This window comes from Mesorhizobium sp. M1066, assembly GCF_040318635.1.
Classification (GTDB): Bacteria; Pseudomonadota; Alphaproteobacteria; order Rhizobiales; family Rhizobiaceae; genus Mesorhizobium.
On the sequence record NZ_JAMYMR010000002.1, the window covers coordinates 450,797 to 474,671 of the forward strand.

The 23,875-nt window shown below is 63.8% G+C and carries 23 protein-coding genes; 7 read left to right on the plus strand and 16 right to left on the minus strand.

What is annotated here, in order from left to right; all coding sequences use genetic code 11:
• The first annotated feature begins 22 nt into the window (after positions 1–22).
• Genes NKH52_RS05200 through NKH52_RS05210 form a run of 3 tightly spaced genes read left to right on the plus strand, consistent with a single transcriptional unit; the run spans position 23 to position 3,196 of the window.
• Positions 23–1,066: a class II aldolase/adducin family protein gene (locus NKH52_RS05200; RefSeq protein WP_352733940.1), complete on the plus strand. Its 1,044-nt coding sequence runs from the start codon at positions 23–25 to the stop codon at positions 1,064–1,066.
• A gap of 7 nt (positions 1,067–1,073) precedes the next feature.
• Complete coding sequence (locus tag NKH52_RS05205) at positions 1,074–2,348, plus strand: FGGY-family carbohydrate kinase (RefSeq protein WP_352733957.1); 1,275 nt, start codon at positions 1,074–1,076, stop codon at positions 2,346–2,348.
• On the plus strand, positions 2,345–3,196 hold the full coding sequence (locus tag NKH52_RS05210) for a TIGR01459 family HAD-type hydrolase (RefSeq protein ID WP_352733938.1): 852 nt from the start codon (positions 2,345–2,347) through the stop codon (positions 3,194–3,196). Before NKH52_RS05205 ends, NKH52_RS05210 begins: the two co-directional genes overlap by 4 nt.
• On the opposite strand, the gene NKH52_RS05215 is transcribed toward NKH52_RS05210, so the two are convergent.
• The gene (locus NKH52_RS05215) at positions 3,183–4,193 is read right to left on the minus strand and encodes a sugar-binding transcriptional regulator (RefSeq protein ID WP_127269653.1); all 1,011 of its coding nucleotides are present in this window, start codon (positions 4,191–4,193) and stop codon (positions 3,183–3,185) included. The two genes, NKH52_RS05210 and NKH52_RS05215, sit on opposite strands and share 14 nt — an antisense overlap.
• 159 nt (positions 4,194–4,352) lie before the next feature.
• Here NKH52_RS05215 and NKH52_RS05220 point away from each other — a divergent pair, with 159 nt between their 5' ends.
• Positions 4,353–5,150, plus strand: a complete 798-nt coding sequence (locus NKH52_RS05220; RefSeq protein WP_352733936.1) for a hypothetical protein — start codon at positions 4,353–4,355, stop codon at positions 5,148–5,150.
• A 14-nt stretch (positions 5,151–5,164) separates the two neighbouring features.
• Here the strand turns inward: NKH52_RS05220 and ptsP are convergent, their stop codons facing one another.
• The 5 genes from ptsP to NKH52_RS05245 form a co-directional block, all read right to left on the minus strand.
• Positions 5,165–7,144 (minus strand): phosphoenolpyruvate--protein phosphotransferase, encoded by a 1,980-nt coding sequence (gene ptsP, locus NKH52_RS05225; RefSeq protein WP_352733935.1) that lies wholly within the window; start codon positions 7,142–7,144, stop codon positions 5,165–5,167.
• Positions 7,145–7,200: 56 nt separating this feature from the next.
• Positions 7,201–7,581 (minus strand): PTS glucitol/sorbitol transporter subunit IIA, encoded by a 381-nt coding sequence (locus tag NKH52_RS05230; RefSeq protein WP_352733933.1) that lies wholly within the window; start codon positions 7,579–7,581, stop codon positions 7,201–7,203.
• Between the two features lie 109 nt (positions 7,582–7,690).
• Positions 7,691–8,692, minus strand: a complete 1,002-nt coding sequence (gene srlE / locus NKH52_RS05235; protein ID WP_352733931.1) for a PTS glucitol/sorbitol transporter subunit IIB — start codon at positions 8,690–8,692, stop codon at positions 7,691–7,693.
• Between the two features lie 16 nt (positions 8,693–8,708).
• Positions 8,709–9,470 (minus strand): PTS glucitol/sorbitol transporter subunit IIC, encoded by a 762-nt coding sequence (gene srlA, locus NKH52_RS05240; RefSeq protein ID WP_013529328.1) that lies wholly within the window; start codon positions 9,468–9,470, stop codon positions 8,709–8,711.
• Between the two features lie 88 nt (positions 9,471–9,558).
• Positions 9,559–9,996 carry a transcriptional regulator GutM gene (locus tag NKH52_RS05245; RefSeq protein WP_023811041.1) on the minus strand — a complete coding sequence of 146 codons (438 nt, stop codon included), beginning with the start codon at positions 9,994–9,996 and terminating at the stop codon, positions 9,559–9,561.
• Positions 9,997–10,191: 195 nt separating this feature from the next.
• On the opposite strand from NKH52_RS05245, the gene NKH52_RS05250 reads away from it, so the two are divergent.
• Entirely contained in the window at positions 10,192–10,833 is a 642-nt protein-coding gene (locus NKH52_RS05250; RefSeq protein WP_127295940.1) for a hypothetical protein, read from the plus strand.
• A 93-nt stretch (positions 10,834–10,926) separates the two neighbouring features.
• Positions 10,927–11,601 (plus strand): HAD family hydrolase, encoded by a 675-nt coding sequence (locus NKH52_RS05255; protein ID WP_352733929.1) that lies wholly within the window; start codon positions 10,927–10,929, stop codon positions 11,599–11,601.
• Here the strand turns inward: NKH52_RS05255 and NKH52_RS05260 are convergent.
• From NKH52_RS05260 to NKH52_RS05285, 6 genes are all read right to left on the minus strand, one after another.
• Complete coding sequence (locus NKH52_RS05260; RefSeq protein WP_352733927.1) at positions 11,598–12,773, minus strand: DUF930 domain-containing protein; 1,176 nt, start codon at positions 12,771–12,773, stop codon at positions 11,598–11,600. The two genes, NKH52_RS05255 and NKH52_RS05260, sit on opposite strands and share 4 nt — an antisense overlap.
• A 163-nt stretch (positions 12,774–12,936) precedes the next feature.
• Positions 12,937–13,695, minus strand: coding sequence for a 5'/3'-nucleotidase SurE (locus tag NKH52_RS05265; RefSeq protein WP_352733925.1), 759 nt, complete (start codon positions 13,693–13,695; stop codon positions 12,937–12,939).
• Positions 13,692–14,858, minus strand: a complete 1,167-nt coding sequence (locus tag NKH52_RS05270; RefSeq protein ID WP_352733955.1) for an MBL fold metallo-hydrolase — start codon at positions 14,856–14,858, stop codon at positions 13,692–13,694. Before NKH52_RS05270 ends, NKH52_RS05265 begins: the two co-directional genes overlap by 4 nt.
• Positions 14,858–15,937 (minus strand): ABC transporter ATP-binding protein, encoded by a 1,080-nt coding sequence (locus NKH52_RS05275; protein WP_352733923.1) that lies wholly within the window; start codon positions 15,935–15,937, stop codon positions 14,858–14,860. The genes NKH52_RS05270 and NKH52_RS05275 overlap by 1 nt, the downstream gene beginning before the upstream one ends.
• Positions 15,925–17,628: an ABC transporter permease gene (locus NKH52_RS05280; RefSeq protein WP_352733921.1), complete on the minus strand. Its 1,704-nt coding sequence runs from the start codon at positions 17,626–17,628 to the stop codon at positions 15,925–15,927. Before NKH52_RS05280 ends, NKH52_RS05275 begins: the two co-directional genes overlap by 13 nt.
• An 88-nt stretch (positions 17,629–17,716) precedes the next feature.
• Positions 17,717–18,703: an ABC transporter substrate-binding protein gene (locus NKH52_RS05285; RefSeq protein ID WP_128305052.1), complete on the minus strand. Its 987-nt coding sequence runs from the start codon at positions 18,701–18,703 to the stop codon at positions 17,717–17,719.
• Positions 18,704–18,960: 257 nt separating this feature from the next.
• On the opposite strand from NKH52_RS05285, the gene NKH52_RS05290 reads away from it, so the two are divergent.
• Complete coding sequence (locus tag NKH52_RS05290; protein WP_352733919.1) at positions 18,961–19,932, plus strand: sugar-binding transcriptional regulator; 972 nt, start codon at positions 18,961–18,963, stop codon at positions 19,930–19,932.
• Between the two features lie 45 nt (positions 19,933–19,977).
• On the opposite strand, the gene NKH52_RS05295 is transcribed toward NKH52_RS05290, so the two are convergent.
• The 4 genes from NKH52_RS05295 to NKH52_RS05310 all read right to left on the minus strand — a co-directional run bounded on the left by NKH52_RS05295 (position 19,978) and on the right by NKH52_RS05310 (position 23,873).
• Complete coding sequence (locus NKH52_RS05295; protein ID WP_013529317.1) at positions 19,978–20,346, minus strand: hypothetical protein; 369 nt, start codon at positions 20,344–20,346, stop codon at positions 19,978–19,980.
• Positions 20,347–20,460: 114 nt separating this feature from the next.
• A complete protein-coding gene (locus NKH52_RS05300) occupies positions 20,461–21,843 on the minus strand; it encodes a pyruvate dehydrogenase complex dihydrolipoamide acetyltransferase (RefSeq protein WP_352733917.1) in 1,383 nt (460 codons plus the stop codon).
• A gap of 3 nt (positions 21,844–21,846) precedes the next feature.
• A complete protein-coding gene (locus NKH52_RS05305) occupies positions 21,847–22,845 on the minus strand; it encodes an alpha-ketoacid dehydrogenase subunit beta (RefSeq protein WP_128305050.1) in 999 nt (332 codons plus the stop codon).
• Complete coding sequence (locus NKH52_RS05310; RefSeq protein ID WP_352733915.1) at positions 22,845–23,873, minus strand: thiamine pyrophosphate-dependent dehydrogenase E1 component subunit alpha; 1,029 nt, start codon at positions 23,871–23,873, stop codon at positions 22,845–22,847. Before NKH52_RS05310 ends, NKH52_RS05305 begins: the two co-directional genes overlap by 1 nt.
• Positions 23,874–23,875 lie beyond the last annotated feature (2 nt).

Sequence of the window (23,875 nt, forward strand, 5' to 3'; positions counted from 1 at the left end):
GAGCCGTTGGAGGAAAAGCGCCATGGCGACCCAAGCTGACGCGCAGGAACTGGCGGCCTTACGGGCGCTTTCGGCCAGCATCGGGCAGAGCCCGCATCTGACCCAGGCGGCAGGCGGCAACACCTCGCTGAAAGCCGGCGACACGCTGTGGATCAAGGCCTCCGGCACCTGGCTCAAGGACGCGCTCACCGACGACATCATGGTGCCGGTGGCGATGGCGCCGTTGCTGAGAGCCGTCGAACAGCGCGATCGCGCCGCCGACCAGCCGCAAGGTTTCACCATTGCAGCGCTCAACCCGCGCGGCCTGCGGCCGTCGATCGAGACCACGGTGCACGCCCTGATGCCGCAGCGCGTGGTTCTTCACGTCCATTGCGTCGACACCATCTCGCTTGCCGTGCAGGCCGATGGCGAGGCCGAGGTCGCCAGGCGGCTCGATGGCATCGAATGGGCCTATGTGCCTTATTTCCGGCCGGGCCTGCCGCTTGCACGCGGCATTGCCGAAAAACTGCGGCCTGGCGTCGACGTGCTGATCCTTGGCAATCACGGGCTGGTCGTCGCCGCCGAAACCGTCGCCGGGGCGGAGCTTCTGCTGCGCCGTATCAGGTCATTGCTGGCCCGGCCGGCGCGCGCGACCGCCGCACCCGACCTCGACGCCTTGGCGGCGCTTGCCGGCGGCAGCTTCTACAGATTGCCGGCCGATGTCGAAGCGCATGCGGTTGCGCTCGACCCTGAGAGCCGCCGCATGGCGCAGGCCGGCAGCCTCTATCCGGACCACGTCATCTTCCTCGGCCAGGGCTCCGTCGTGGCGAGACCTGGGGAGACCGTGGCCGACGTTATCGCACGACTGGACACGGCGCCGGCGGCGATCCTGTTTCCCGGCGCCGGCGTGCTGATGCGCGGCGACGCCAGTGCCGGCGCCGATGCCATGCAACGCTGCCTCGCCGACGTGACGGCGCGCATCGACATCGCAGCGCGGCTGAACTATCTCACCGCTTCCGAGAATGACGAACTGGTCAACTGGGACGCCGAGCAATATCGCCAGAAGCTCAACGCGGCTGGCGGCTAGCATGGACATGATGCCACTTGTCATCGGCATCGACCTAGGCACATCAGGTGCGCGCGCCGTCGCCATGCGCCCGGATTTTTCCATAGCCGGGCATTCGGCCGTTCCACTCGACAGGTTTGGCCGCGATGGCCGAGCCCCCACGGCGTGGTGGCAAGCGGTCAAGGCGGTGCTGACGGAACTGCTTTCCGGCATCGACCGCACGGCGGTCCGCGCCATCGCCATCGACGGCACCTCCGGCACGCTGCTGCCGGTCGACGCCGCCGGGCGGCCGCTGGCCGAACCGCTGATGTACAACGACAAGGTCGATGACGACGACATGCTGGCCGCGATCGACCGCACCGCGCCGGCTGCAAGTGCAGCGCACGGAGCGACATCCGGCCTCGCCAAGGCCCTGCGCTTCCAGCATCTGCCGGGCATTGCGGCGGTGCTGCATCAGGCCGACTGGATTGCCGGAAACTTCTCCGGCCGCTTCGACGTCAGCGACGAGAACAATGCCCTGAAGACAGGCTATGATGTCGAGGCCCGCCGCTGGCCGGAATGGATCGCCGCGACCGGAATGCGCATGGAGTTGCTGCCGCGCGTGGTCGAACCGGGCGAGGTCACCGGCGCCCTCACCGCGGAAGCCGGGGAACTGTTCGGCTTGCCGCGCGATGTGGCCATTGTCGCCGGCACCACGGATGGCTGCGCCTCGTTCCTGGCGACAGGTGCTGCCGCGATCGGCGACGGCGTCACCGCGCTGGGATCCTCGCTGACCATCAAGATCCTGTCCGACCGGCCGATTTCGGCGCCGCGCTTCGGCATCTACAGCCACCGGCTCGGCAACGCCTGGCTGGCAGGCGGTGCGTCGAATTCCGGCGGCAAGGTGCTGGCCCAGCATTTTCCGCTCGCCCGCATCATCGAACTCAGCGCGAAAATCGACCCGGAGACCGACACCGGCCTCGATTACTATCCGCTTCCCGCCACGGGCGAACGATTTCCCATCGCCGATCCGGCACTGCCGCCTCGCCTTGCGCCCCGGCCGGCGGACGACGCCGATTATCTGAAAGCGATGTTCGAAGGTATCGCCGCGATCGAAGCGCTTGGCTATGACAGGCTTGCCGAACTCGGCGCGCCAGCGCTGATATCGGTCAGGAGCGTCGGAGGCGGGGCGGCGAACCCAGCCTGGACGGCAATCCGGCGGCGCAGGCTCGGGGTCGATTTCCTGCCCGCGCTTTCCGACGAGGCCGCCGCCGGCACGGCGCGGCTGGCGCTGATGGGTGCAAGCCGGGCAGGACTCCTATGAGCGCGAAAACGATCGAACGTCTCGACGGCATCGGGCCGCTGGCGGAGCGCTATAATGTGTTCCTGCTCGACCAGTTCGGCGTGCTGCATGACGGCACACGGCCCTATCCGGGCGCGGTGGCAGCGCTGTCGGCGCTGAAGCGCGCCGGCAAGACCGTGGTGCTGGTTTCGAACTCCGGCAGGCGGGCACGACCCAATGAAAGCCGGCTCATAAAACTCGGCTTCGAAGCGGGAAGCTGGGATCATTTCGTTTCTTCCGGCGAGGTGGCGTGGCGATCCTTCAGGGAGATGGCGACGTCGGGAAAGCTGCGCCCAGGGACAAAATGCCTGCTGATCAGCCGTGAAGCTGACCGCTCCGCGATCGAGGGCCTGCCTTTTGTGCTGACCGGGTCCGGCGATGAGGCCGAACTGGTGCTGATCGCGGCCAGCGAGGGTGACCGCTTTGACCTCGACCATTATCGCAGGCTGTTCGCGCCGGCCGCAGAGCGGCGGGTGCCGTGTTTCTGCACCAATCCCGACATCATCATGCTGACGGCCGTTGGCCCTCGCTTCGGCGCCGGCCGTCTGGCCGATCTCTATGAAAGCCTGGGCGGCAGCGTTACCCGCATCGGCAAGCCCGACAAGGCGATTTTCGACGCCGCGCTGGCGCTGGCCGGCGAGCCGGACCGTGGCACCGTGGTCTGTGTCGGCGACAGCGTCGAACACGATATATCGGGGGGAAACAGCACCGGCATCGCCACCGCGCTGGTGCTGAGCGGAATACTGGCGGACACACCGGATCTCGCCGCTGTTTTCGACGAACAGCAGGCCTGGCCGGACTACATCATGGACAGCTTCAGCTTCCGCTGACCGCCTCCAGCATGCGCCGCGCGCTCTCCTCGTCGGTGATCAGGATGGTTGGGGCGATGAGGGTCATGGCGCCGAGCAGCGCTTCGGTTTTCTCCTCGCCACCGGAAGTGAGGATACGGATCGGCGCCTTGCGCAGACGGTCGACATCCACCGACATCACGTGGCTGTTGACGGGATGGTCGACCAGATCGCCATTGCGGTCGAAGAAATGGAACAGGAGGTCACCAACGGCGCCACGCGCAAGCAGGGCCTCCCGATCCGCCTCCTTGAGAAAGCCGCCACGAGAGAAGGTGGTGGCGGAGGCGATCCCGCCGACGCTCAGCAGAACGGCATCGAGCACGTCGGCCATTTCGAAAATCTCCTGCAGGCCGCAGCGCTCGATCAGTGCGATCTTGGTCTCGACGCTGTCGACGACGGCTGGTGTCGGCATCAGATAGCCGTCGCCCTGGAATATCTGAGCGAAGCGCCAGGCGAACTCGGCTGGGTTGACCCGGCGCACGACGCCGACACCGCCAAGCAGCGAAATCACCTTGAAGTCGGTGAGCGACTTGGCGCTGATGAAGGGCAGGCTCGAGAACAGCGTCTGCCCCCAGCCGACGCCGACCCGCATCCCGGACTTCATCGTGTCCGACAGGAAACTGCCGGTCTTGGCGCTGATTGCTGGTATCGGATCGGCGTTGGGTGCCGAAAGCGGCGCCACCAGCGCCTGCTGCAGCCCGAACGTCTTCTCCAGCGCGCGCTCAAGCCGCACGATTTCCGACAATTCGCTCTCGATGGTGATCTTCACTTCGTTGCGCGCCCGGGCATCCGCCAGCATGCGCACGATGGTGACGCGACCGACGCCGAGCACGTCGGCGATCTCGTTCTGCGTCATCTGTTCGACGAAATACATCCAGGCGGCGCGAATCCTGAGGCGATCCGTCCGGCTTTCGCTGGCGACCTGCTCGGTTGCCTCGCCTCGACCGTCTTCGCTTTCGCCCTGTCGTCGTCTCCCCAAGTCTGTCTCTCCCCCTGCGGCGACGGACGAGCGCGCCGCCGCCGATTCTGCATGCTGGTCTAGTATCGCCTATTGATCTACCAATCGATAGGAACAATGTAGAGAGTGGCGGCTGCCCCGGTTGGCGGCTATCCGCAGCAAATTTCAAGGCGATCCGCGATGCTCCGACAAATCTCCGAAGATGTCCGCGTCAATCTGAAGGACCGGCTGCGGGAAGTCCGCGAAATCATCCGCCAGAGCCGCCATGACGGCAGCGGCGATGCCAGCATCCTGCGCGAAGCAACCAGCCATCTGCCGCCGTTTCCAGGCAAGGGCATCGAAGGCCTGCTCAGCCATGCCGCGAGTGCCGTCGACGAAGCGCTGTCGATCGCTGAAGCTTTCGTCCCGCATGAGCGCCCGATCAAGGTGGACGGCACGACGGTGAAGGGCCTCGGCACCTATTTCCCGGTCGGCAACGAGGATCGCCAACTGGACGCCGAGCGCCTGTTTCGGCGCGATATGTATTATCTGACCAAGGCGGTGCTTGCCGGTCTGAACATCGACAGTGCCCGCATCCACGAAGCCGATTTCGCGGCCGTCCATGCCACGATGCGCAAGCGGCATGGCGATCTGCTGGCCGCGTTGGCCGCGCCAGGTGCCGGACTGCAGGCAATCGCGGCCGCCTGTTCGGCACTGCTGGTCGAGTGCCTCAGCCAGCGTCCGGTTCGCTTTGCCGAAACAGTGCCCGAAACGCCGGTGGGCGGCCGGGCGCTCGACATAAGCTGCCTGGCACCGCTCGCTTTGGCCTGCGGCCTGGCGACCGCCGGCAGGGACGGCGCGCCGGAGCCGGATATGCTGGAGGTCGCGATACTGGCGGCGGATATTCGCCACGACCGCATCGTTCAGGCCTGCGCCAAGGCAAACCCGATCGCTGAACTGACACCGGTGTTCGCCACCTTGCTTGCCCATCTGCCGTAGTTGGCCGGCCTGGGCTAGCCGTCAGCGGCCATGGCCATGATCGCTTTCTTGGCGCGCTGGATGGAAGCCGGGCTCATCGAGAGTTCGGTCAGTCCCATCTTCACGAAGGTCGCAATGAGATCGGGACGGCCGGCCGCCTCACCGCACATGCCGACCATGATACCGGCGGCGACGCCGGCTTTTGCCGTCATTTCGATCGCCGACATGACGGCCGGATTGGTGACATCGTTGAGCTTGGCGACCGTCGGATTGAGCCGGTCGGCGGCCATGATGTACTGGGTCAGATCGTTGGTGCCGATCGAGAAGAAAGCGACCTCCTTGGCGAGCGCCGCAGCGATCAGCACGGCGGCCGGGGTTTCGATCATGACGCCGAGATCGAACGACGCGTGCGGCACGCCTTCGGCTTTCAGCTCGGCCGTGCATTCGTCAATCAGCACGCGCGTCTGCCTGACCTCAGAGAGGTCGGACACCATCGGCAGCATCACCTTGATGTTGCCGTGCACGGCTGCGCGCAGCAGCGCCCGCAGTTGGCGCTTGAAGATGTCGGGCCGGTCGAGACACATGCGGATGCCGCGCCAGCCGAGGAAGGGGTTTTCCTCGTCGGGAAATTCGATGCCGGCAATCGGCTTGTCACCGCCGATGTCGAGCGTGCGCACAATGACCGGATACGGCGCAAAAGCCTTGGCAAGCGCCGCATAGGTCTCAGACTGCATGTCCTCCGAGGGCAGATGCATATGGCGCATGAACAAAAGCTCGGTGCGGAACAGGCCGATGCCCATGGCACCAGCCTCTTGTGCCGCTTCGATTTCCTCGAGTGAGCCGATATTGGCCGCGACCTCGATGATCCTGCCGTCGGCGAGCTTCGGCGTCACCGTCTTGAAGATGGTCAAGCCGGCGCGCTCCTTTGCCGCCGCTTCGACGCGGCCGGCGAAATCGGCGCGGGTCGCCTCGTCGGGGTCGATGATCACATGGCCGGCATTGCCATCGAGCGCGACCTCTCGCGCGATGCGCAAGGCATTGACCTGGCCGCCGAGGCCGAGCACTGCCGGAATGCCGTGCGAGCGGGCAATGATGGCGATGTGCGAGGTGGCGCCGCCATGGCCGCACACCACGCCGCCGATGCGCTTCAGCGGCGCGCGTGCCAGATCCCAGGCGCCGATGTCGTCGGCGATCAGGATAGCGCCTTCGGGGATGTTTTCGAGGCTGACATCGTCTTGGCCCAGCAACACGAGGCAGATCTGCCGCCCGACCGCATGAACGTCATCCGCCCGCGCGTTGAGATAGTGATCGTCGACCGCGCTGAATTCGGCGGCGATGGTGGAGGCGGCGGTGATGACGGCGGAGACCGCGTCATTGCCGCCCTTGATCAGGCCCTCGGCCTCACCAGTCAGGCTGTCGTCGGCGGCGATATCGCGCAGCGCCGCGACGATGCCGCGGTCTCCAGCCGACAGGCTGTCCTGCGCCAACGCATGATCCATACGGGCCTGGACCGCGCCGACGGCCGTGCGGAACCTGTGGATCTCGCCTTCTATCTCCTCGGCCCGCAACACGCGGCCCTGTCCGGCGATATCGGGTGGAAAATGCGCAAAGGCCGGGCCGATGGCGAAACCTTCGCTGGCGGCCACGCCACGCAGGCGGTTTGCCCCGCCAGATGCCGCCGGCACGGATCCGGGCGCGGGTGCCGCTTCCTGCCCGGCATCGTTCGCCGGGCTCTGCGCCTCCGCTTCATCATCGAGGCCGGCCCGCGGATTCTCGAGATAGCCGATCAGCGCCTCGAGTGCCTCGATGGCATCGGCGCCATTCGCCCGCACCGTGACTTCCTGGTTCTCCTTGACCGCCAGCAGCATCAGCTTGACCGAACTCTTGGCGCTGACCGCCTTGCCGTCCTTGACCAGTTCGACGTCGGATTCGAAGCCCTTGGCGAGCTTCACGAACCGCGTCGCGGGACGGGCGTGCAAACCTTCATGCACTCTGACGATGGTCGAGCGTTCCATGGCAATTACTCTGGTTTTGGGCGCCGCTCCCAACATAGGCGTCGGCGCGAATGCTGTCAGGCGGCGATGGTGATGATCGCGCCGGTCTTCAGGGCGGCCACGAGCGCTTGCGGGTCGACTTGCGACGCACAGATCTCGCCCGGCCTCTCGGGCTCGGTAGCGCCGTTGAACGAAATGACGACATGACCCATTTCCAGCACCTTGCTCCACGCGCTGGAGCCGACCGCTGTGATAACAGCGGCAACCGGGCCGAGGGTGATCGAAGCGCCCTTGGCGGGCGCTCCGTCACTTGGTCCCTGCTCCGCCTTGTGGAGCACCGAAACCTCGGCAAGCTCCGGCGGCGAGCCATCCGCAAACAGGATGACCACGCCCCCTTCGGCAAGGTCCGCCACTTCGGGGCCGATGGCAGTGACCCGTGTTCTCAGCAGAACCGTCATATGGCGAACCTCATTTTCTCAACTTTCCCTAGAGCGGTGAACCGCTCTATCTCTTTGTTTTGACGCAATTTCCAAGGGAAAGCATTGTGCGCTTTTCCCTGGAATTGCCTTAGAACACGATCAGGCTGACGACCCAGGCGATCAGCACCGAGACCGGACCCATGATCTGGCGGCTGATGAGCACCGCCGGAACGCCGATTTCGATCGTCTTCGGCTTGGCCTCACCGAGCGCCAGGCCGACGGGGACGAAGTCGCAGCCCACCTGGGTATTGTAGGCAAACAGCGCCGGCAGTGCCATTGCCGGCGAAATCGTGCCGTTGGCAATCTGCGGGCCGATAATGGCAACGCCGATGACCTGCGCGATAACAGCGCCTGGCCCGAGAATGGGCGACAGGAACGGCAGGCCGCAGATCGCCGAGATGATCAGCAGGCCGACGATGTTGTTGGCCAGCGGACCCATCGGCTGCGCCAGCACATCGCCGATGCCGGTATACAGGATCAGACCGATGAGCATGGTCACGAAGGCCATGAACGGCAGCACGTTGCGGATGACCTGATCGATGGTGCGGCGGCCGGCATTGAAGAAGATGCCGACGATACGTCCCATGACGCGGCCGATCGTGCTGATGAGGCCGATCAGCCCACCTTCGCTCGGCAGCGGCTGTGGTGCTGCGGCCGCATTGTTGCTTGAACTCATCGCTGCTGCTCCCCCTGCAGTCGTGACCGTTTCGGATCCGTCCGCCATTGTGATGTTGGCCGGCTTCACGCCCGAAACGTAGATGTCCTCGGTGATGAACTGGGCCAGCGGCCCGGATTGACCGACCGGCGTCAGATTGACGGTCGGAATACGCTTGCGCGGATAGACGCCGCATCGTGCGGTGCCGCCGCAGTCGACGACGACAACCGCCATCTCGCTTTCGATCGGCGGCGCCCTGAAGCCGTCGACGGCTTCGCCACCGGTCATGTCGGCAATAAGCTGCGCCACCGGGTGAATGCCACCACCGGTGACGGAAACCACCTTGCTGCGCTGTTCGGTCGGCTCGATGATGAGCGGGCCACCCCAGCCGGTTTTGCCCTGGGAGATCTTTACGGCTTTATATGTCTTGGCCATGATGTCCTCCCCGCCCTTACAGCTCGACGCCCTGGCGGCGTGCCATGATGGCGGTGATGCGTTCGGTCAGCATGCCCTTGAGCAGGATGACGACGAGACCGACGATGGCGTACCAGATCGCCACCTTGACGTGGTAGCCGGCGACGACGACGCCCTTCTTTTCCAGCTCCAGCAGCGCGACGAGAATGCCGCCCCAGACGAAATACTCGCCGGGATTGATGTGCGGGAAAAGGCCGAGCGGCGGGTGCACATAGGACACGGCCGCGTCATAGAAGGCCGGCTTGTGCTTTTCTTCCAGGAACGATCCGAACGTATAGGCCATCGGATTGGTGAGGAAGAACACCGCCAGCAGCGGCAACAGCGTGTAGCGCGTCAGCGCGATCCGGCCGGCGCCGCGCGCCAGGCCGTGCACACGCTCTTCGCCGACCAGTTCGGTGACGGCGTAGAAGGCCGTCATCAGCACCACCAGCGTCGGGATGATGCCGGTGACGAAGCCGGCGAAGACCTCGCCGCCCTTCTGGAAGATGCCGATGAAGTACTTGCCGATGGCGGTCAGCCAGCCGAGCTGCTCTTCCTGCTGGACGTCCTTCAGCTTTTCCTTGAACTGATCGACGGTGATCGGTCCGCTGTCCGCTTGTGCGAGGACAACGAGATGGTCGGAGGCATGCTCGACTGCGAGCTTGCCATGCAATGCGGCATCCGAGACCATGGCACCTGCGACATGCAGATTGTGCACGGCCATGTCGGCATGCTGCGCCAACAACGAAAATACAGACATTTCTCCTCCTTATGCCACCCGCCGGTTGATCCCAGTCGGTGCGCGGCGTCCTCTATCCTTTTGATTTAGAGCCCGAAATCCTCCGGCCCTAAGCCCTTGCTATGTTCAAGCCGGACAGGCCCGGCTTCTTCCCCGGCTCCGACCGTGTCTTGTCGATCTGCTCGATCGCCCGTTTCACGGCCTCGGCCACACCGGGTTCCCCCTCCCCCATGATTGCAGGGTTGGACCGGAGTTTATCGAGGGGAACACCCTCGAATTCTTCATGTCTTTTGAACTTGGTGAAGACGGAACGGCCGCTCATCACCATCAGGCGGCGCACGACCAGATCAGGCGTCACCACGACGAGCGCGATGGTGCCCTTGGCCAACCGACCGCGAAAATTGCCGGCTCCGACGAAGCCGTCCTTGTACTGGTCGGTGACGCCCCTGAAGACATCCGAATAGTGCCGCATCTGCAGCCAGACGCCGAGCGACTGCAACGCCCACACGATAACCAGCAGAAGCAGTCCCCACTGCCAAATCGCCATTCGGTTCTCCTCCCGAAGCCTCAGTTGAACCGCACCTTGGACCGGCGCGTGACAACAGCAAAGTGAGAACATTTGTTTCCGAGAATGTCAATATGTATGATATTGGCCTCGGCTGCGGTCATCCACAGGGACGCTGACCGATTTCGGCCGTGGCGCCATTGTGCTAGGCTGACCGGGAAACAGGATACGAGGAACATGGATCTGCCCTTCAGGGACGAACTGGCCTTGATGCCGGATCTTCGCCATCGGCTGCGGCAGCTGCGCTGGTTCCGCGCCACCTTTCGCGGCAGCGCCAAGGTGGTCTCGGACACGTTCGGCGTGCGCTTCGAGATCGACGAGGCCAAGCTCACCAGGGCCTTTCTCGACTGGGTCGAGATCATGGAGGCGCAGAAGCGCTTCGCCGCGATCGACCGCGCCGACTTCATCGTCTTTGCCGCCGGCCTCGTGCTGCGCGAGTTGATAAAACAGGCGCCGGCAAAAGAAATCTCCGGCCTCACGCAGCTGATCGAGACGGAAACGAACGCCGGCACGCTGGAAATCGTCCGCTTCTGGCCGGAGGGTTTCCTCTACACCAACTACTGCGTCTCGGTGATTTCGGCGATCCACGAACAGGAATTTGGCACGGCACCCGGCATCGACAAATGCGCCGACGATTTGCGCACGTGGTGGTCCTATCGCGAGAATGTGACCGAGATGCCGGCCTATGCGGTGGCTTTCCTCGACCGCTTTCTCGGCGCCGAACCGAACTGGATCACCCCGGATCGCGCGCAGTCCCGGCAAGCCATGCAACGGGCGCTCGGGGCTTCCCGTGCGAGCGATGCGTTGCGCCAGCTTTGAGATCGCTCTTCGCGCCCTCAAAACGCACACGCTATTGAACATTTGACTTTTTGCCGATAGCGATGTGCGCAAATTGACTCGAGAGGGAAACGCGTGGCGCGACCAAGGCCTATTATTTTCGATTGCGACGGCGTTCTTGTCGACAGCGAGCCTCTGGCCGCCCGCGCCTATGAGCGCGTCTACAAAAAGCACGGCATGCCCGGCGTCAACACGAGCATCATCGCCCAATGCATCGGCATGAAGCAGTCCGATATCATCGCCAGGATCAGGGATTTGACCGGGCACCAGTTTCCGGCGGCGGCTGACGGCGATATCTGGGCCGAGACCAAGGTGCTGTTCTCGCAGGAATTGAAGCCGACACCGGGAATCACTACGTTTCTGGAGACGCTCGCGGGCGACCGCTGTGTCGCCTCGTCCTCCTCCGTGGAGCGCATAAACCACAGCCTTGCCGTGACCGGGCTGGCGCGTTTCTTCGGCGATGCGATCTACAGCTCTTCGATGGTCAAGAACGGCAAGCCGGCGCCGGACATCTTCCTCTTCGCGGCGGACAAGATTGGCGCCAATCCCGTTGACTGCATCGTCATCGAGGACTCGCCCTTCGGCATTCAGGGCGCGGTCGCCGCCGGCATGACGGCGATCGGCTACACCGGTGGCGGCCATACCTATGCCGAGCACGCTGCGCGGCTGACGGCTGCCGGTGCCGATTTCGTCTGCGCCGACTGGCAAGAAGTTAACCGGCAATTGGCCAGGTTTGGTGTGCCCGCCTAGTTTAGACGATACTTTGTGAATCCACGGCTGGCCCATTCGCCAGGCGGCACCAATGAGCCCACACGGAAGTTGAAGGACAGAACCCTCGTCGCATCGGCGTCGACTTCGCATCGGAAATTTAGATTGTACCAGGCGTTTCTGGTGCTGAAGGCGGCCTGCGGAGGATTGAGAACATTGCCTTTGTCCAGCGTGATGGTTGGCACCCATTTGACCGTATAGTCGGCAGTTTGCAGTTCCCGGCTCAGAACGTTGCCGCAAAGGGTGGCCACGCGCTGACCGCGCGGCACATTCTCCATGGAGCTTGTGGCGAACGCATTGCCGGTTGCCCCTTGCGAGTAAAGCTTTCTGACGCCCGGAAGGCCGGAATAGATCGGTGATCCTGCAACGGCGTTGTTGGTGGGATTTGATCTTCCAGCATTCCCGATCGGCGCCTTGAAAGCTCTTGCGGGTTTGAACGTCATTGTCTTGGCAGGTTTGGGTTTGGGCTTTGCCTTTCCAGTCGAGGCTGGAGGCGCCGGCTTGTCACCGGTCTCAGCCGCCAATGGCTTTGGCGTCATGACGGCTTGCTTTTCGGCGGGTTGCGGTGCGAGTTCCTGTTTGTCCGGCTGCTGTTTTTCAGTGTCCTCGGTCGCCTGCTTCTCCTCGCTTTGCGCGGGCTTTTCGTCCGGCGCAACGGCGGCCGGCTTCTCGTCAGGCTTGCTGGGCTCCGCCTTCTGCTGTGGCGTTGCAGCCGGGGCGGGCTGGGTCGGCGCGGGTGTCGGTGCTACAGGCGGCTTCGCAGCCTCATCCTTGGCCGGCGACGGCGTGTTGGGCTTAGCGCTGCTTCCGTCGAGCGATTTCTCCGGCCCGGTATCTTTCTGGCCGTACTCGAAAACGCGCTTCAGAATCTGGTCATCTGGCGGTTTCGGCGGTTCCGGAGGCGGCTTTTGTTCAGGCGGCTTTTCAGCCTTCTTTTCAGGTGTTGGTTCCGGTGGCTTTGGAGCAGGTTTCGGCTTGGGCTTCTCGGGTGGCGGCACGATCGCGACATTGACGGGCTGTTCCTGCTGAGCCGGCTGTTGCTCTTGTCTCGGCAGGCCATAGACCAGAAACGCCGCGATGAGCGCGTGCAGGATCAGCGATGCGGGCAAAGCCCACAGCAGATGCCGCCGCCGTTCTCCTGTCTCGCCCTTCATCCTCACCGATGTGGAATGAAATGGCGGCGGCTTCAAGCATAGGTAGTGGATTGGCTTGATTTAACCGCTGACAGGTTGGTGATCGGAAGACGACGCGCGGATCAGCGGCGGTGAGGTATGGCGCGACTCAAACCACCTCTACAATCCGATTGAAAACCTGAGGTCAGCCAGTTTGCCGCTGACCCGGAACCCTGTCCAGAAACCGCTCGTCCAGCCGTGTCTCGCCAAACCAGTTCAGCCGGTTGATGCTGATGAAGCCGGCATCGATTGCCTCGTTCTCGTCGCCCGGCTGGCTGTCATGGGCCCGACCGCGCGGCACGGTGATGACTGTACGATCGCCATCGCTTTCCACGATCTCGGCCTTGCGGGCGATCTTGTCGCGACCGATGCGCGGCTGCCGGATTTCGGCCGGCAGCGCCGTTGGTAGGTTGACGCTCAGCCAATGACCCTCAGCGGCCCAGTCGGCGCGCGATTGCCACAATGAAGCGATCAACGCGCCAAGCCATTGGTCGTCGCCATCGGTGAAATCAGGATTCTTCACGCGGGAGAAGCCGATGGCTGGAACGCCCCAGAAAGTCGCCTCCCGCGCAATGCCGAGCGTACCGGAATAGGCAAGGTCCTCGGCAACGTTGCGGCCATCGTTGACGCCCGACAGCACAAGGCCCGGTTTCTCGGAATCGGCGAACAGCCAGGTCATAGCGCTTACCACGCAATCGGCCGGGGTGCCGGAACAGGAGTACCAGTTCGGCTTGACGCGCCGCATGGTCAACAGCCTGGCAATCGTTAATGACGAGCCGGCAGCGGTGCGTTTGCCGTCGGGCGCGACCACCCAGACATCGTCGCTCAACGCGCTGGCGGCCTTGACCAGACGGGCAAGCCCCGGCGCTTCGATGCCATCGTCGTTGCAGATCAGAATTCTCATCGTTTTCTTGCCTCCGACACCACTATGCGCTGGCCAGTGCGGCATTGAGTCCGCAGCGACGGGATGTGGGTTTGCAGATCGCCGAGAAGGTCCGGCGTGCAGGAATGACCGAGTGCGGCGGGACGGCCAGCCTTCTCCCAGATGTCGACATTGCCCGACAGCGTCGGATGGGTCGGCATGCGCACCCAGTCCGCCCGGCCGGCCTTGTGCAACAGATCGCCCGGCGAACCTGACGGCAGATGGCCGGTAAGCAGCACCGGAAAACCGGAATGGTCGGCACGCGGCAAGAGGCGCGACGACGGGCCGGCCTCACCCATGCCGTCATCCGCCAGCAACGGCATTGGCGGCAGGGGATCGGCATCGGTCCAGTCGGCTGCGTCTTGCAGGCGGCGAAGCAAGAGTTCTGAGACACCTGGCAACAGGGATGCGGTGGCGCCGATCTGCGCTTCCAGCGACGAACGCATGCCGGCATGGATCGCGAATGGCCCAGGCAAGGCCGCGGTCAGCTCCAGCGACCGACCCGAGAGCGGCGTCGGCAAAAGACACCCGCCCGAATGCCTCGCAACCCACTGCGAGATTTCGAGCGCCCGCGCCGCCCCCGGCACCGGATCGGCGCCATAGGAAGCATCGAGGACAAGCAGGTCGCAGTGCGGGATCGTGTCCATGACGAAGACATTGCTGTCCGGCACCACGTCGGCCGAATAGGCAACGCGGCTCTCGCCGTCGTCCACGGCAAACCAGACGCCGCCCACGACATGCCCGGAGCGTCCCGTCCGGATCGTGAGGTTGCCGCTGTTCAACGTATCGCCGGGTTCGAACAATTCGATGCGATCTTCGGGAAAAGGGAACCGCCTGAAATCCTCCGGCTCAGCATAGCCGGCAAGCGTGGCCGGGGCCTCCTCTCGGGTCTCGGCCGTCATGAAGATCGGGCCGGCATAGCCGCGCGACAGCAGCCAGCTCAGCGCGCCGATATGATCCTCATGCGCATGCGAGACGAACAGCGCATCGATGTCGGCGGCCGACCCGTTCAGCACCGGATAGTAGTCCGCCCCCGAGGCGCCGACCTTGATGCCGACGTCGAGCAGGATGCGATCCTTGCCGCTGCTGACAGCAAGGCTGGTGCGGCCCTTTTCGCCAAAGCCGCCGAGCAGGTCGAGCATCATCACGCTGCTGCCCCCGCCGCCGGGATCAGCCAGCCGGAGCGTATCCGCAGACGCGCCTGGGCTCCGCTCTCCAGCACGACCGGATCGGGCTGTTCGAAATGCAAGGTGAGATCGAGGCTGGTCGAAGGCGTGAATTCGATGCGCGCCGAGCCACCCTGGTAGATCACCCGCTTGACCAGGCCGTCGAAGCCGGGACCGTCCGGCGACACGTCGAGATCAGCCGACCGGCAGCAGATCTTGGCGCCAGCGCGCGGCCGCTCGCCTGGCCGGCAGCGGACAATCAGCTCAGTCCCGAGAACCCGGACCTTGCAGTGGCCCGCCTGCTCCGCGCTCAGCACGTCGGCGGGCAGCAAGATGCCTTGCGAAATGAAGGATGCGACCATTTCATTTGCCGGCTCATGATAGAGCTCGCGCGGCGTCGCCAGCTGGGCAAGGCGCCCGCCATCCATCACCGCGATGCGGTCGGCCAATGCCATCGCCTCGGCCTGATCATGGGTGATGTAGACGATAGTGGTGCCGGTGCGCTTGTGGAAGGATGCGAACTCGTCCTCCATCGATGCCCTCAGATGCACGTCGAGATTGGCGAGCGGCTCATCGAACAGCACCAGCGAGGGCGCGGCGACAAGGCAGCGCGCCAGCGCCACGCGCTGGCGCTGGCCGCCGGAAAGATTGGCCGGCCGACGCTCGCCCAGCCCTTGCAGATCGACAAGGGCCAGTGCGTCTTCAACCTTCCGGCGGGCGACGGCCTTGTCGAGCTTCGCCACCTTCAGCGAATAGCCGATGTTCTCGGCCACCGTCATATGCGGCCACAGCGCATAGTTCTGGAAGACGATGCCGACGCGCCGCTTTTCCGGCGCGACGCTGCCGCCCTTGCCCGACACGACCTCGCTGCCGATGCGGATTTCGCCCGACGTCACTTTCTCGAATCCGGCGACGAGCCTCAGCAACGTCGTCTTGCCGCAGCCGGAAGGGCCGAGCACTGCCAGGAACTCGCCGTCGGCGACGTCGATCGACACGTCCTTGACGGCATCGAAATTGGCGAAGCTCTTGGTCACATTGTCCAGGCTCAATCGCGCCATGGCAGCACTCCGGTCGGAAGGTAGGGGGCAAGCAGATTGGTCACCAGCATCAGCACGAAAGTGACCGCCACGGTGATGACGGACATCGCCGCCGCATAGTTGGAATCGCCGCCCTGCTCGAAGGAGAACATCACCACGCCGATCGTTTCCGAGCCCGACGACCACAGCAGTGCCGAAACGGTAAGTTCGCTTAAGGCCGTCATGAAGATCAGCAGGCCGCCGGCGATCGCCGCCGGTGCCACCAAGGGAAAGATGATCGTGCGCATGCGGGTGAACAGCCCGGCGCCTGCCACTTGCGCCGCTTCCTCCAGCGCCCGGTCGATCTGGTGATAGCCGCTAATGGTTGGCCGCAGCGCCAGCACCAGGAAACGGGCGAGATAGGCGTAGAGGATGATCCAGACCGTGTTGTAGAGCTGGATGCCGGTCAGCGGGATCGGCCGCAGGAACATGAGCAGCGAGGCGATCGCCAGCACCACACCGGGCAGAGCATAGGGCAGTTCCACCGACAGATTGAGCAGCCGCACCCAGCGCTGCTTGCCCCAGGCGATCAGATAGCCGATCGGCACTGCGACCAGAACCGCGAAGAAGGCCGCCGCGATCGACAGCCAGAAGCTGTTGAAGAAGGCACGGCTGGCCGCGTCATGCTCGAACAGCACGAAGCGATAATTGTCGAAGGTTGCCGTCTTGGCGGTGAGCGCGATGCCATAGCCCGGCACCAGCGATGTCAAGACTAGCCCGAACAGCGGCAGGAACAGCACAACAACGATCAGCAGCCACATGCCAGCCTGCACGGCCGGCCGCCATCGGCCGAGTTCGTATGGCTCAGCCGCCAGCGACGTGGAGCTGATGCGATAGTCCCGGCGGCGGCTCATGATCTCCTGGGCAAGGATGCCCGCCATGGCGATGATGCCGATCAGCACCGACAGGAACGCGGTTTCGCCGAGCACGGCAGGACCGCCGCCGGCCAGCTTCTGATAGATCAGCGTCGGCAGCACGAGATAGTTGGCGGGAATGCCTAGAAAGGCCGGAATGCCGAAATTGCCGACGCAGGAGACGAAGGCAAGTGCGGCGGCGGCCATGATCGAGGGCGTCATCAACGGCAGCACGATGGTGACCAGCACGGTGAACCAGCCGGCACCGCCCGCCCGCGCCGCTTCGATCAATTCGCGCGGCAGCTTGCGCAGGCCGGCGCGCACCAGCAGGAAGACCAGCGGGCCGTACTGCACCCCAAGCAGCAGGATGATGCCCGAGGTCGAATAGAGCGGGTTTTTGGCGCCGAGCGGCGGTGCCGCCCCGAACAGCTTGAGGAATGGGCTTGCCGGGCCGAACAGCTGCAGCCAGGCCAGCGCCGTCACCTGGGGTGCGATCATCAAGGGCATGACGTAACAGAGCACCATGGCGCTGCGAGCGCGGATATCGGTCAGAGTGACGAGGACGGCCACCAGCGTTCCCGACAGCACCGCAAGCAAGGTGCCGCCGACGCCGACGACCAGTGTGTGCCAGGTGGCGATCCAGGTCGCCGGACTGGTGAGCCCCGCCTTTATCGCGACAGTCGACAGCGTGCCGCCGGGTGCCACGATCTCCTTGATCAGGCGCAGCATCGGCAGCAGCGAAAGCAGGACGATGACGATGGCCACCGCCGCCGTCAGGACCATTTCCTGGCCCCGGCTTTCCCTGATCCGTGTTGACATGATTGCTTTTCCTGGGATCGATCAGCCGATGCGCTCGGATTTCGCAGTCGGCATGCCGCTAGGGGGGCATGCCGACTGGATTGCCGGCTCAGCCGCCGAACAGTTCCGAGAACTTCGCCTTGTCGGCGTCGGTCTTGGCGACGATTGCCTTGGTGTCGAACGACATCACCTTGACCTTGACGCCTTCCGGCAGCCATTCGGGGCGGCCGACCGAGGCACGCGCCGGCAGATAGCCCATCGAAAGCGCCAGCTTCTGGCCGTCATCGGAAAGAATGAAGTCGACGAACTTCTTGGCGCCATCGACATTCCTGGCGGTCTTCATGATGGCGACCGGTTCGGTCACTGCCGGCACACCTTCCGAGGGGAACACGAACTCGACCGGGGAACCCTTCTTCTTGGCGTTCATCGCCATGAAGTCGACGAGGATGCCATAGGGCTTCTCGCCCGATGCCACCGACTTCAGCACCGCACCATTGCCGCGCACGCTGACGGTGTTGTTGGTCTTCAGCTTCTGGAAGAAATCCCAGCCATAATTGGTATCACCGACGAAGCCTGAAAGCAGGTAGGCGGCGGCACCCGAATAGAGCGGGCTCGGCATGACCAGGCCATCGGCATAGGCTGGTTTGGCGAGATCGGCCCAATGCTGCGGCTTCTCGGTCGCCGCGGTGTTGTAGACGATGCCGGTGGTGATCAGCTTGCTGCCGAAATAGGTCTTGTCGGCATCATAGGCATCCGCTTCGATGCCGTCGAGCTTTGCCTCGGGATAGGGCAGCAGCCGGTCGTCCTTCTTCAACAGCTCCATCGAGACCGCGTCGGCGATCAGAAGCACGTCGGGCTGCGGGCTGCCGGCGGCAAACTCGGCCGCCATCTTGGTCAGGATATCGCTCGTTCCGGAGCGATAGATATTCACATCGATACCCGGCTGCGCCTTCTTGAAGGCATCCACGGTCTTGGCCGCGTCGGCTTCCGGCTGGGACGTATAGAGCGTCAGTGTTTCGGCGTTTGCCACGCCGGCAAACAAAGTTGCCGCGAGCGCCAGCTGGCTGGCCAGCAGCTTGATGAAGTGCGTCTTCAATGAGACCTCCTGTCTTTCTGTGCATGACCGGTCCGGCTCTGGCCGGCTCCCCGTCTCTTCCTCCCTGCACGGCGCATATGACTGGTGGATGACACAGCGCGTGAAACCCACAAAATATGTTCATATGTACGATGTCAATTACAAATGAACAAAACTGTGCGACAATCGACGCGCCTGCGATCGGCATCAATTGACATCCGGCCGGTGTTTCCTTGATGAGCACCGATCAGGCCACGGCTCATGAGGGACAGAAACCGATGACCCCAGAAAAACCCAGACAGGCTCGCCTGCCGATGGTCTCGTCGGACCTTACCGTCAAGACGGCATGGCTCTACTATGTCGAAGGCTTTACCCAGGAACAGATCGCCGAAAAGCTCGATGTCTCCAGGGTGAAGGTCATGCGTACGCTGGCCTCCTGCACCGCCGAGGGCATTGTCGTCACCATGATCAACGCACCGACCGCCGGGCAGGTGGCGCTCGAGCGGGAACTGGAAAAGCGCTGGGGTCTGAATGCCGCCGTCGTCATCCCTACGCCTTCGGCGCATGACCATCTGGAGAAGGCCATCGGCCATGCCGTCGCGGCCTATCTCGGCGAGCAGATGCAGGACGGCATGACGCTGGCGATCGGTGGCGGCGCGACCCTGCATGCCAGCCTCGGCTTCCTTGCTCGTCGGCAGTTGAAGCGTGCCTGCGTGGTGGCGCTCGTCGGCAGCCTGCCGCATTCGCAATGGATCAATCCATCCATCGTTGCTGCCAAGGTCGCAGACGTCTTCGAGGTCGACAGCTACCAGATCACCGCGCCGGTGACGGTCGACAATTCCTCGCTGCGCGATCTCCTCTGGGCGCAGCCGACCCTGCAGGATGTACGCCAACGCGCGGCCGCCGCCGACATCGCGCTGCTCACCGTCGGCGACATGTCGCCCGACGCCACCATCTTCCGGCATGGCATCGTGCCGTCATCGCTGATCACTCCGCTGAAAGCAAAGGGCGCGGTTGCCAACATGCTGTGCTATTTCGTCAATGCCGCCGGCGGGCTGGTCGACCACGAGGTCAACAGCCGCGTCATGGCCATCGATCTCGATGTGGTTAGCAACGTGCCGAATGTGGTTCTCGCCGCGGGCGGCAAGCGCAAGGTCGCGGCGATCCTCGCCGCGCTGAAAGCCGTCGACACCAACGTGCTGATCACCGACAGCGATACCGCCACGGCGCTGCTTGCCAAGGGCGGCTGAGCCGGTTCGACTGGCCCCGGCGTTTCCCGCTACCCGTGTTTCCCGCTAAATGAGCCCGCGCTCGCGCAAAAAATCCTCGACACCGACATGGGTCATGGATTCGAATTCGGCGATCGCCTCGGCCACCCGCTTGCGCTGCGCCGCCAACAGCGTGAAAACCTGCTTCATCTCGCCGGAAACACCAAAACGGCTCCAGCGCTCGGCGATATGCGTGGGCAAGCCGATATCGGCGCAGAACGCGTCCAGGCTGTCATAGCCGAGGCTGGCGACAAGCTGCCTGGTCTCCTCCGCCGACATGCGCGGCTCGAAGGCGTGGTCGTGCAGGCGCTGCGCCACCAGCTTGATATCGGATGGCGACGCGCCCATGACCTTGCCGAACAGGGTTTTGACGTCAGATGGGTCGAATGCAGGCATATTTGGCCTCCCTGGATCGCAATCCAGATAGAACATGGGTCAAGGGTCGGCGCCTGACAAGTCGTTTCTGTTTTAAGCCGGCGCATCATTCGGCGCCGGCTTCTGCTTGGTGGATCAGACCAGCAGGCCCATCGGATTTTCAAGGAGGTTCTTGAAGGCGACCAGCAGTTCGGCACCCAGCGCGCCATCGACAGCGCGATGGTCGGTCGACAGCGTCACCGACATCACGGTGGCGATTTTGATCTCGCCGTTCTTGACCACTGCCCGCTCCTCGCCGGCGCCGACCGCCAGGATGGTCGCATGCGGCGGGTTGATGACGGCGGCAAAATCCTTGATGCCGAACATGCCCAGGTTGGACACCGCCGTGGTGCCGCCCTGATACTCTTCCGGCTTCAGCTTGCGGCTGCGCGCACGGCTGGCCAGATCCTTCATCTCGTTGGAGATGGTGGACAGCGTCTTTTCGTCGGCATGCCGAATGATCGGTGTGATCAGGCCGCCCGGGATCGACACGGCAACGCCGACATCGGCATGCTTGTGCTTGACCATGGCGCTTTCGGTCCATGAGGCATTGGCATCCGGCACCGCCTTCAGCGCCATGGCCATGGCCTTGATGACCATGTCGTTGACCGACAGCTTGTAGGCCGGAGCGTCGCCCTTATCGGTCTTCTTTACCGGGGCAGCCGCATTGATCTGCGTGCGCAGCGCCAGCAGCGCATCGAGCTCGCAGTCGAGCGTCAGGTAGAAATGCGGGATGGTGGTCTTGGCCTCGACCAAGCGGCGCGCGATGGTCTTGCGCATGTTGTCATGCGGGACGAGGTCGTAGGAGCCCTGTTCGAACAGTTTCAGCACCTGTTCGTCCGACATCGCCTTCACCGCAGGCGCAGGAGCGCCAGCAGGAGCCTTGGCGGCAGGCGCCGCCTGGGCACCTCCACCGGCAATCGCCGCGTCGACATCCGCCTTCACCACCCGGCCATGCGGACCGGTGCCGGCAATGCTGGCAAGGGCAAGACCCGCCTCGCGGGCCAGGCGTCGGGCAAGCGGTGTTGCACGGCCGGCCGATGGCGATTGGCCAATCTCCCCCCTCGTGGGGGAGATGCCAAGTGGCGGCAAAGAGGGCAGGGCAGAGGGGGGCGTGACAGCATGCGACGTTGGCGGGGCAGTGCCCCCCTCTGTCGGCTTCGCCGACATCTCCCCCACGGGTGGGGAGATTGGCGCTTTGTCCTGCTTTGTCGCAGCGACATCAGCCCCATAAGCCTCATCGTCAGCATAAATCCACGCGACGGCAGCGCCGACCGCAATATCGACACCTTCCTTGCCGCTGACATCGCGCAGGACGCCGCTGGCCGGCGCGTCGATCTCCATCGCCGCCTTGTCGGTCTCGATCTCGAACAGCACATCGCCCTTCTTGACGTGCGCGCCCTCCTCGGCGAACCAGCGCGAGATCTGTCCGGTCGCCATGTCCATGTCGACCTTGGGAAGAATGACTTCGGTCGGCATTTCTCAGCGAACCCCTTTCACGAGGTCGCGCGCGGCGGTGATGATGTCGGGAACCTGCGGCACCGTCGCTTTCTCAAGTTCCGGATTGTAGGGGATCGGCGTTTCGGCGCCGCCCAGCCGCACGATCGGCGCATCGAGATAATCGAAAGCCTCGCTCTCGGCGATCATGGCACTGACTTCGGCGCCGATGCCCAGCGTCTTGACCGCTTCGTAGACGCATAGCAGCCGCGACGTTTTCTTGACGCTGTCGATGACGGTCTGCTTGTCCATCGGCCGGATGGTCCGGAGATCGACGACTTCGACGTCGATGCCTTCGCTCTCCAGCGCGGCAGCCGCGTCGAGCGCCTTCTGCACCATGATCGAGGTGGCGACGATGGTGAGATCCCGGCCCTCCCGGCGGATATCGGCCTTGCCGATCGGCACTGTGTAATAGCCTTCGGGCACCGGTCCCTTCATCTTGTAGAGCAGCTTGTGCTCGAAGATCATCACCGGATCGGGATCGGCGACCGCCGCCAAAAGCATGCCCTTGGCATCATAGGGGGTCGCCGGCTGGATAACTTTCAGACCCGGCACATGGCCGAGCCAAGCCTCGAGGCTCTGGCTGTGCTGAGCCGCCGCACCGGTGCCGGAACCGGCGGGAAAGCGCATCACCACGGGAACCGAAACCTCGCCGCCCAGCATGAAGCGCATCTTGGCCGCCTGGTTGACGATCTGCTCCATGGCAAGCGTGGCGAAATCCGAAAACTGGAACTCGAAGATCGGCCGCATGCCGGTGAGGGCAGCGCCCACCGCAACGCCCGCGCCGCCCAGTTCCGAAATCGGTGTGTCGATGACGCGGTCAGCGCCGTAACGTTCGACCAGGTCGCCGGTGACCTGGAAGGCGCCGCCATAGACACCGATATCCTCGCCCATCAGGAAAACGCGTTCGTCCATGTCCATGGCAATCGCCATGGCTTCCTGGATCGCCTGGGCGTAGCTCAGTTCACGCACCATCGCGTCCATCACGCCTGCTCCGTATACACGTAATTTCCGGTCTCGCTGATATCGGGCGATGGGCTCGCCTTGGCGAACTCGATGCCCTCGGCGATCTCTTGCGCCACGGCATCGCGAATGGCCTCGATGCCCTTGTCGTCGATGAAGCCGAATTCCCTGAGCTCGCTTTCGAACAGGGTGATCGGATCGCGGTTCGACATCCAGTCCTCGATCTCTTCCTTGGTGCGATAGCGGTTGCGGTCGCTCTTGGAATGGCCGCGATGGCGGTAGGTCTTGGACTCGATCAGCGTCGGTCCCTCGCCGGCGCGGGCTCGGGCGATAGCCTGATGAGACGCCTCAGCGACCTCGGAGAAGATGTTGCCGTTGACGATGACGCCCTGCATCGAATAGGCGGCGGCGCGCTCGGCGATGTTCTTGACCGCGGTCGAGCGGGCCGTCGATGTCGACATGCCATAGCCATTGTTCTCGCAGACGAAAATGACAGGCAGCTTCCAGACCGCCGCCATGTTGAGCGCCTCGTGGAAAGCGCCTTCATTGTTGGCGCCATCGCCGAAGAAGGACACCACGACCTTGCCGGTCTTCATCATCTTGGAGGACAATGCCGCCCCGACGGCGATCGGGATGCCGCCACCGACGATGCCATTGGCGCCGAGATTGCCCTTGCCGACATCGGCGATGTGCATCGAGCCGCCACGGCCCTTGCAATAGCCTGTGGTCTTACCGAAGAACTCGGCGAACATGCGCTTGACCTCGGCACCCTTGGCAATGCAGTGGCCATGACCGCGATGCGTCGAGGTGATCTGGTCATCCTCGGCAAGCGGCATGCAGATGCCCATGGCGCTGGCTTCCTGGCCGATCGACAAATGCATGGTGCCGTGGATGAGACCGCGCGTGTAGCACTCCTCCGCGCCCTCTTCGAAGCGGCGGATCAGGTACATCTTGTGGAGCACCTCCCTGAGCTGCTCGGCGCTGTAGTGGCGGTAGACGAAGGGCAGATTGGCGCGACTGTCAGTGACGGCTTTGCTGGCTGTGGCCATGA

What these genes read in the sequence shown, in the direction of transcription:
- NKH52_RS05230 (WP_352733933.1), bottom strand. Translation starts at nt 7,581, where the DNA reads ATGACGGTTCTGCTGAGAACACGGGTCACTGCCATCGGCCCCGAAGTG.
- NKH52_RS05270 (WP_352733955.1), bottom strand. Translation starts at nt 14,858, where the DNA reads ATGATGCTCGACCTGCTCGGCGGCTTTGGCGAAAAGGGCCGCACCAGC.
- NKH52_RS05245 (WP_023811041.1), bottom strand. Translation starts at nt 9,996, where the DNA reads ATGGCGATTTGGCAGTGGGGACTGCTTCTGCTGGTTATCGTGTGGGCG.
- NKH52_RS05265 (WP_352733925.1), bottom strand. Translation starts at nt 13,695, where the DNA reads ATGAGAATTCTGATCTGCAACGACGATGGCATCGAAGCGCCGGGGCTT.
- NKH52_RS05220 (WP_352733936.1), top strand. Translation starts at nt 4,353, where the DNA reads ATGCTCCGACAAATCTCCGAAGATGTCCGCGTCAATCTGAAGGACCGG.
- NKH52_RS05295 (WP_013529317.1), bottom strand. Translation starts at nt 20,346, where the DNA reads ATGCCTGCATTCGACCCATCTGACGTCAAAACCCTGTTCGGCAAGGTC.
- NKH52_RS05310 (WP_352733915.1), bottom strand. Translation starts at nt 23,873, where the DNA reads ATGGCCACAGCCAGCAAAGCCGTCACTGACAGTCGCGCCAATCTGCCC.
- NKH52_RS05305 (WP_128305050.1), bottom strand. Translation starts at nt 22,845, where the DNA reads ATGGACGCGATGGTGCGTGAACTGAGCTACGCCCAGGCGATCCAGGAA.
- NKH52_RS05205 (WP_352733957.1), top strand. Translation starts at nt 1,074, where the DNA reads ATGATGCCACTTGTCATCGGCATCGACCTAGGCACATCAGGTGCGCGC.
- NKH52_RS05280 (WP_352733921.1), bottom strand. Translation starts at nt 17,628, where the DNA reads ATGTCAACACGGATCAGGGAAAGCCGGGGCCAGGAAATGGTCCTGACG.
- NKH52_RS05290 (WP_352733919.1), top strand. Translation starts at nt 18,961, where the DNA reads ATGACCCCAGAAAAACCCAGACAGGCTCGCCTGCCGATGGTCTCGTCG.
- NKH52_RS05300 (WP_352733917.1), bottom strand. Translation starts at nt 21,843, where the DNA reads ATGCCGACCGAAGTCATTCTTCCCAAGGTCGACATGGACATGGCGACC.
- srlA (WP_013529328.1), bottom strand. Translation starts at nt 9,470, where the DNA reads ATGTCTGTATTTTCGTTGTTGGCGCAGCATGCCGACATGGCCGTGCAC.
- NKH52_RS05260 (WP_352733927.1), bottom strand. Translation starts at nt 12,773, where the DNA reads ATGAAGGGCGAGACAGGAGAACGGCGGCGGCATCTGCTGTGGGCTTTG.
- NKH52_RS05275 (WP_352733923.1), bottom strand. Translation starts at nt 15,937, where the DNA reads ATGGCGCGATTGAGCCTGGACAATGTGACCAAGAGCTTCGCCAATTTC.
- NKH52_RS05200 (WP_352733940.1), top strand. Translation starts at nt 23, where the DNA reads ATGGCGACCCAAGCTGACGCGCAGGAACTGGCGGCCTTACGGGCGCTT.
- NKH52_RS05250 (WP_127295940.1), top strand. Translation starts at nt 10,192, where the DNA reads ATGGATCTGCCCTTCAGGGACGAACTGGCCTTGATGCCGGATCTTCGC.
- ptsP (WP_352733935.1), bottom strand. Translation starts at nt 7,144, where the DNA reads ATGGAACGCTCGACCATCGTCAGAGTGCATGAAGGTTTGCACGCCCGT.
- srlE (WP_352733931.1), bottom strand. Translation starts at nt 8,692, where the DNA reads ATGGCCAAGACATATAAAGCCGTAAAGATCTCCCAGGGCAAAACCGGC.
- NKH52_RS05210 (WP_352733938.1), top strand. Translation starts at nt 2,345, where the DNA reads ATGAGCGCGAAAACGATCGAACGTCTCGACGGCATCGGGCCGCTGGCG.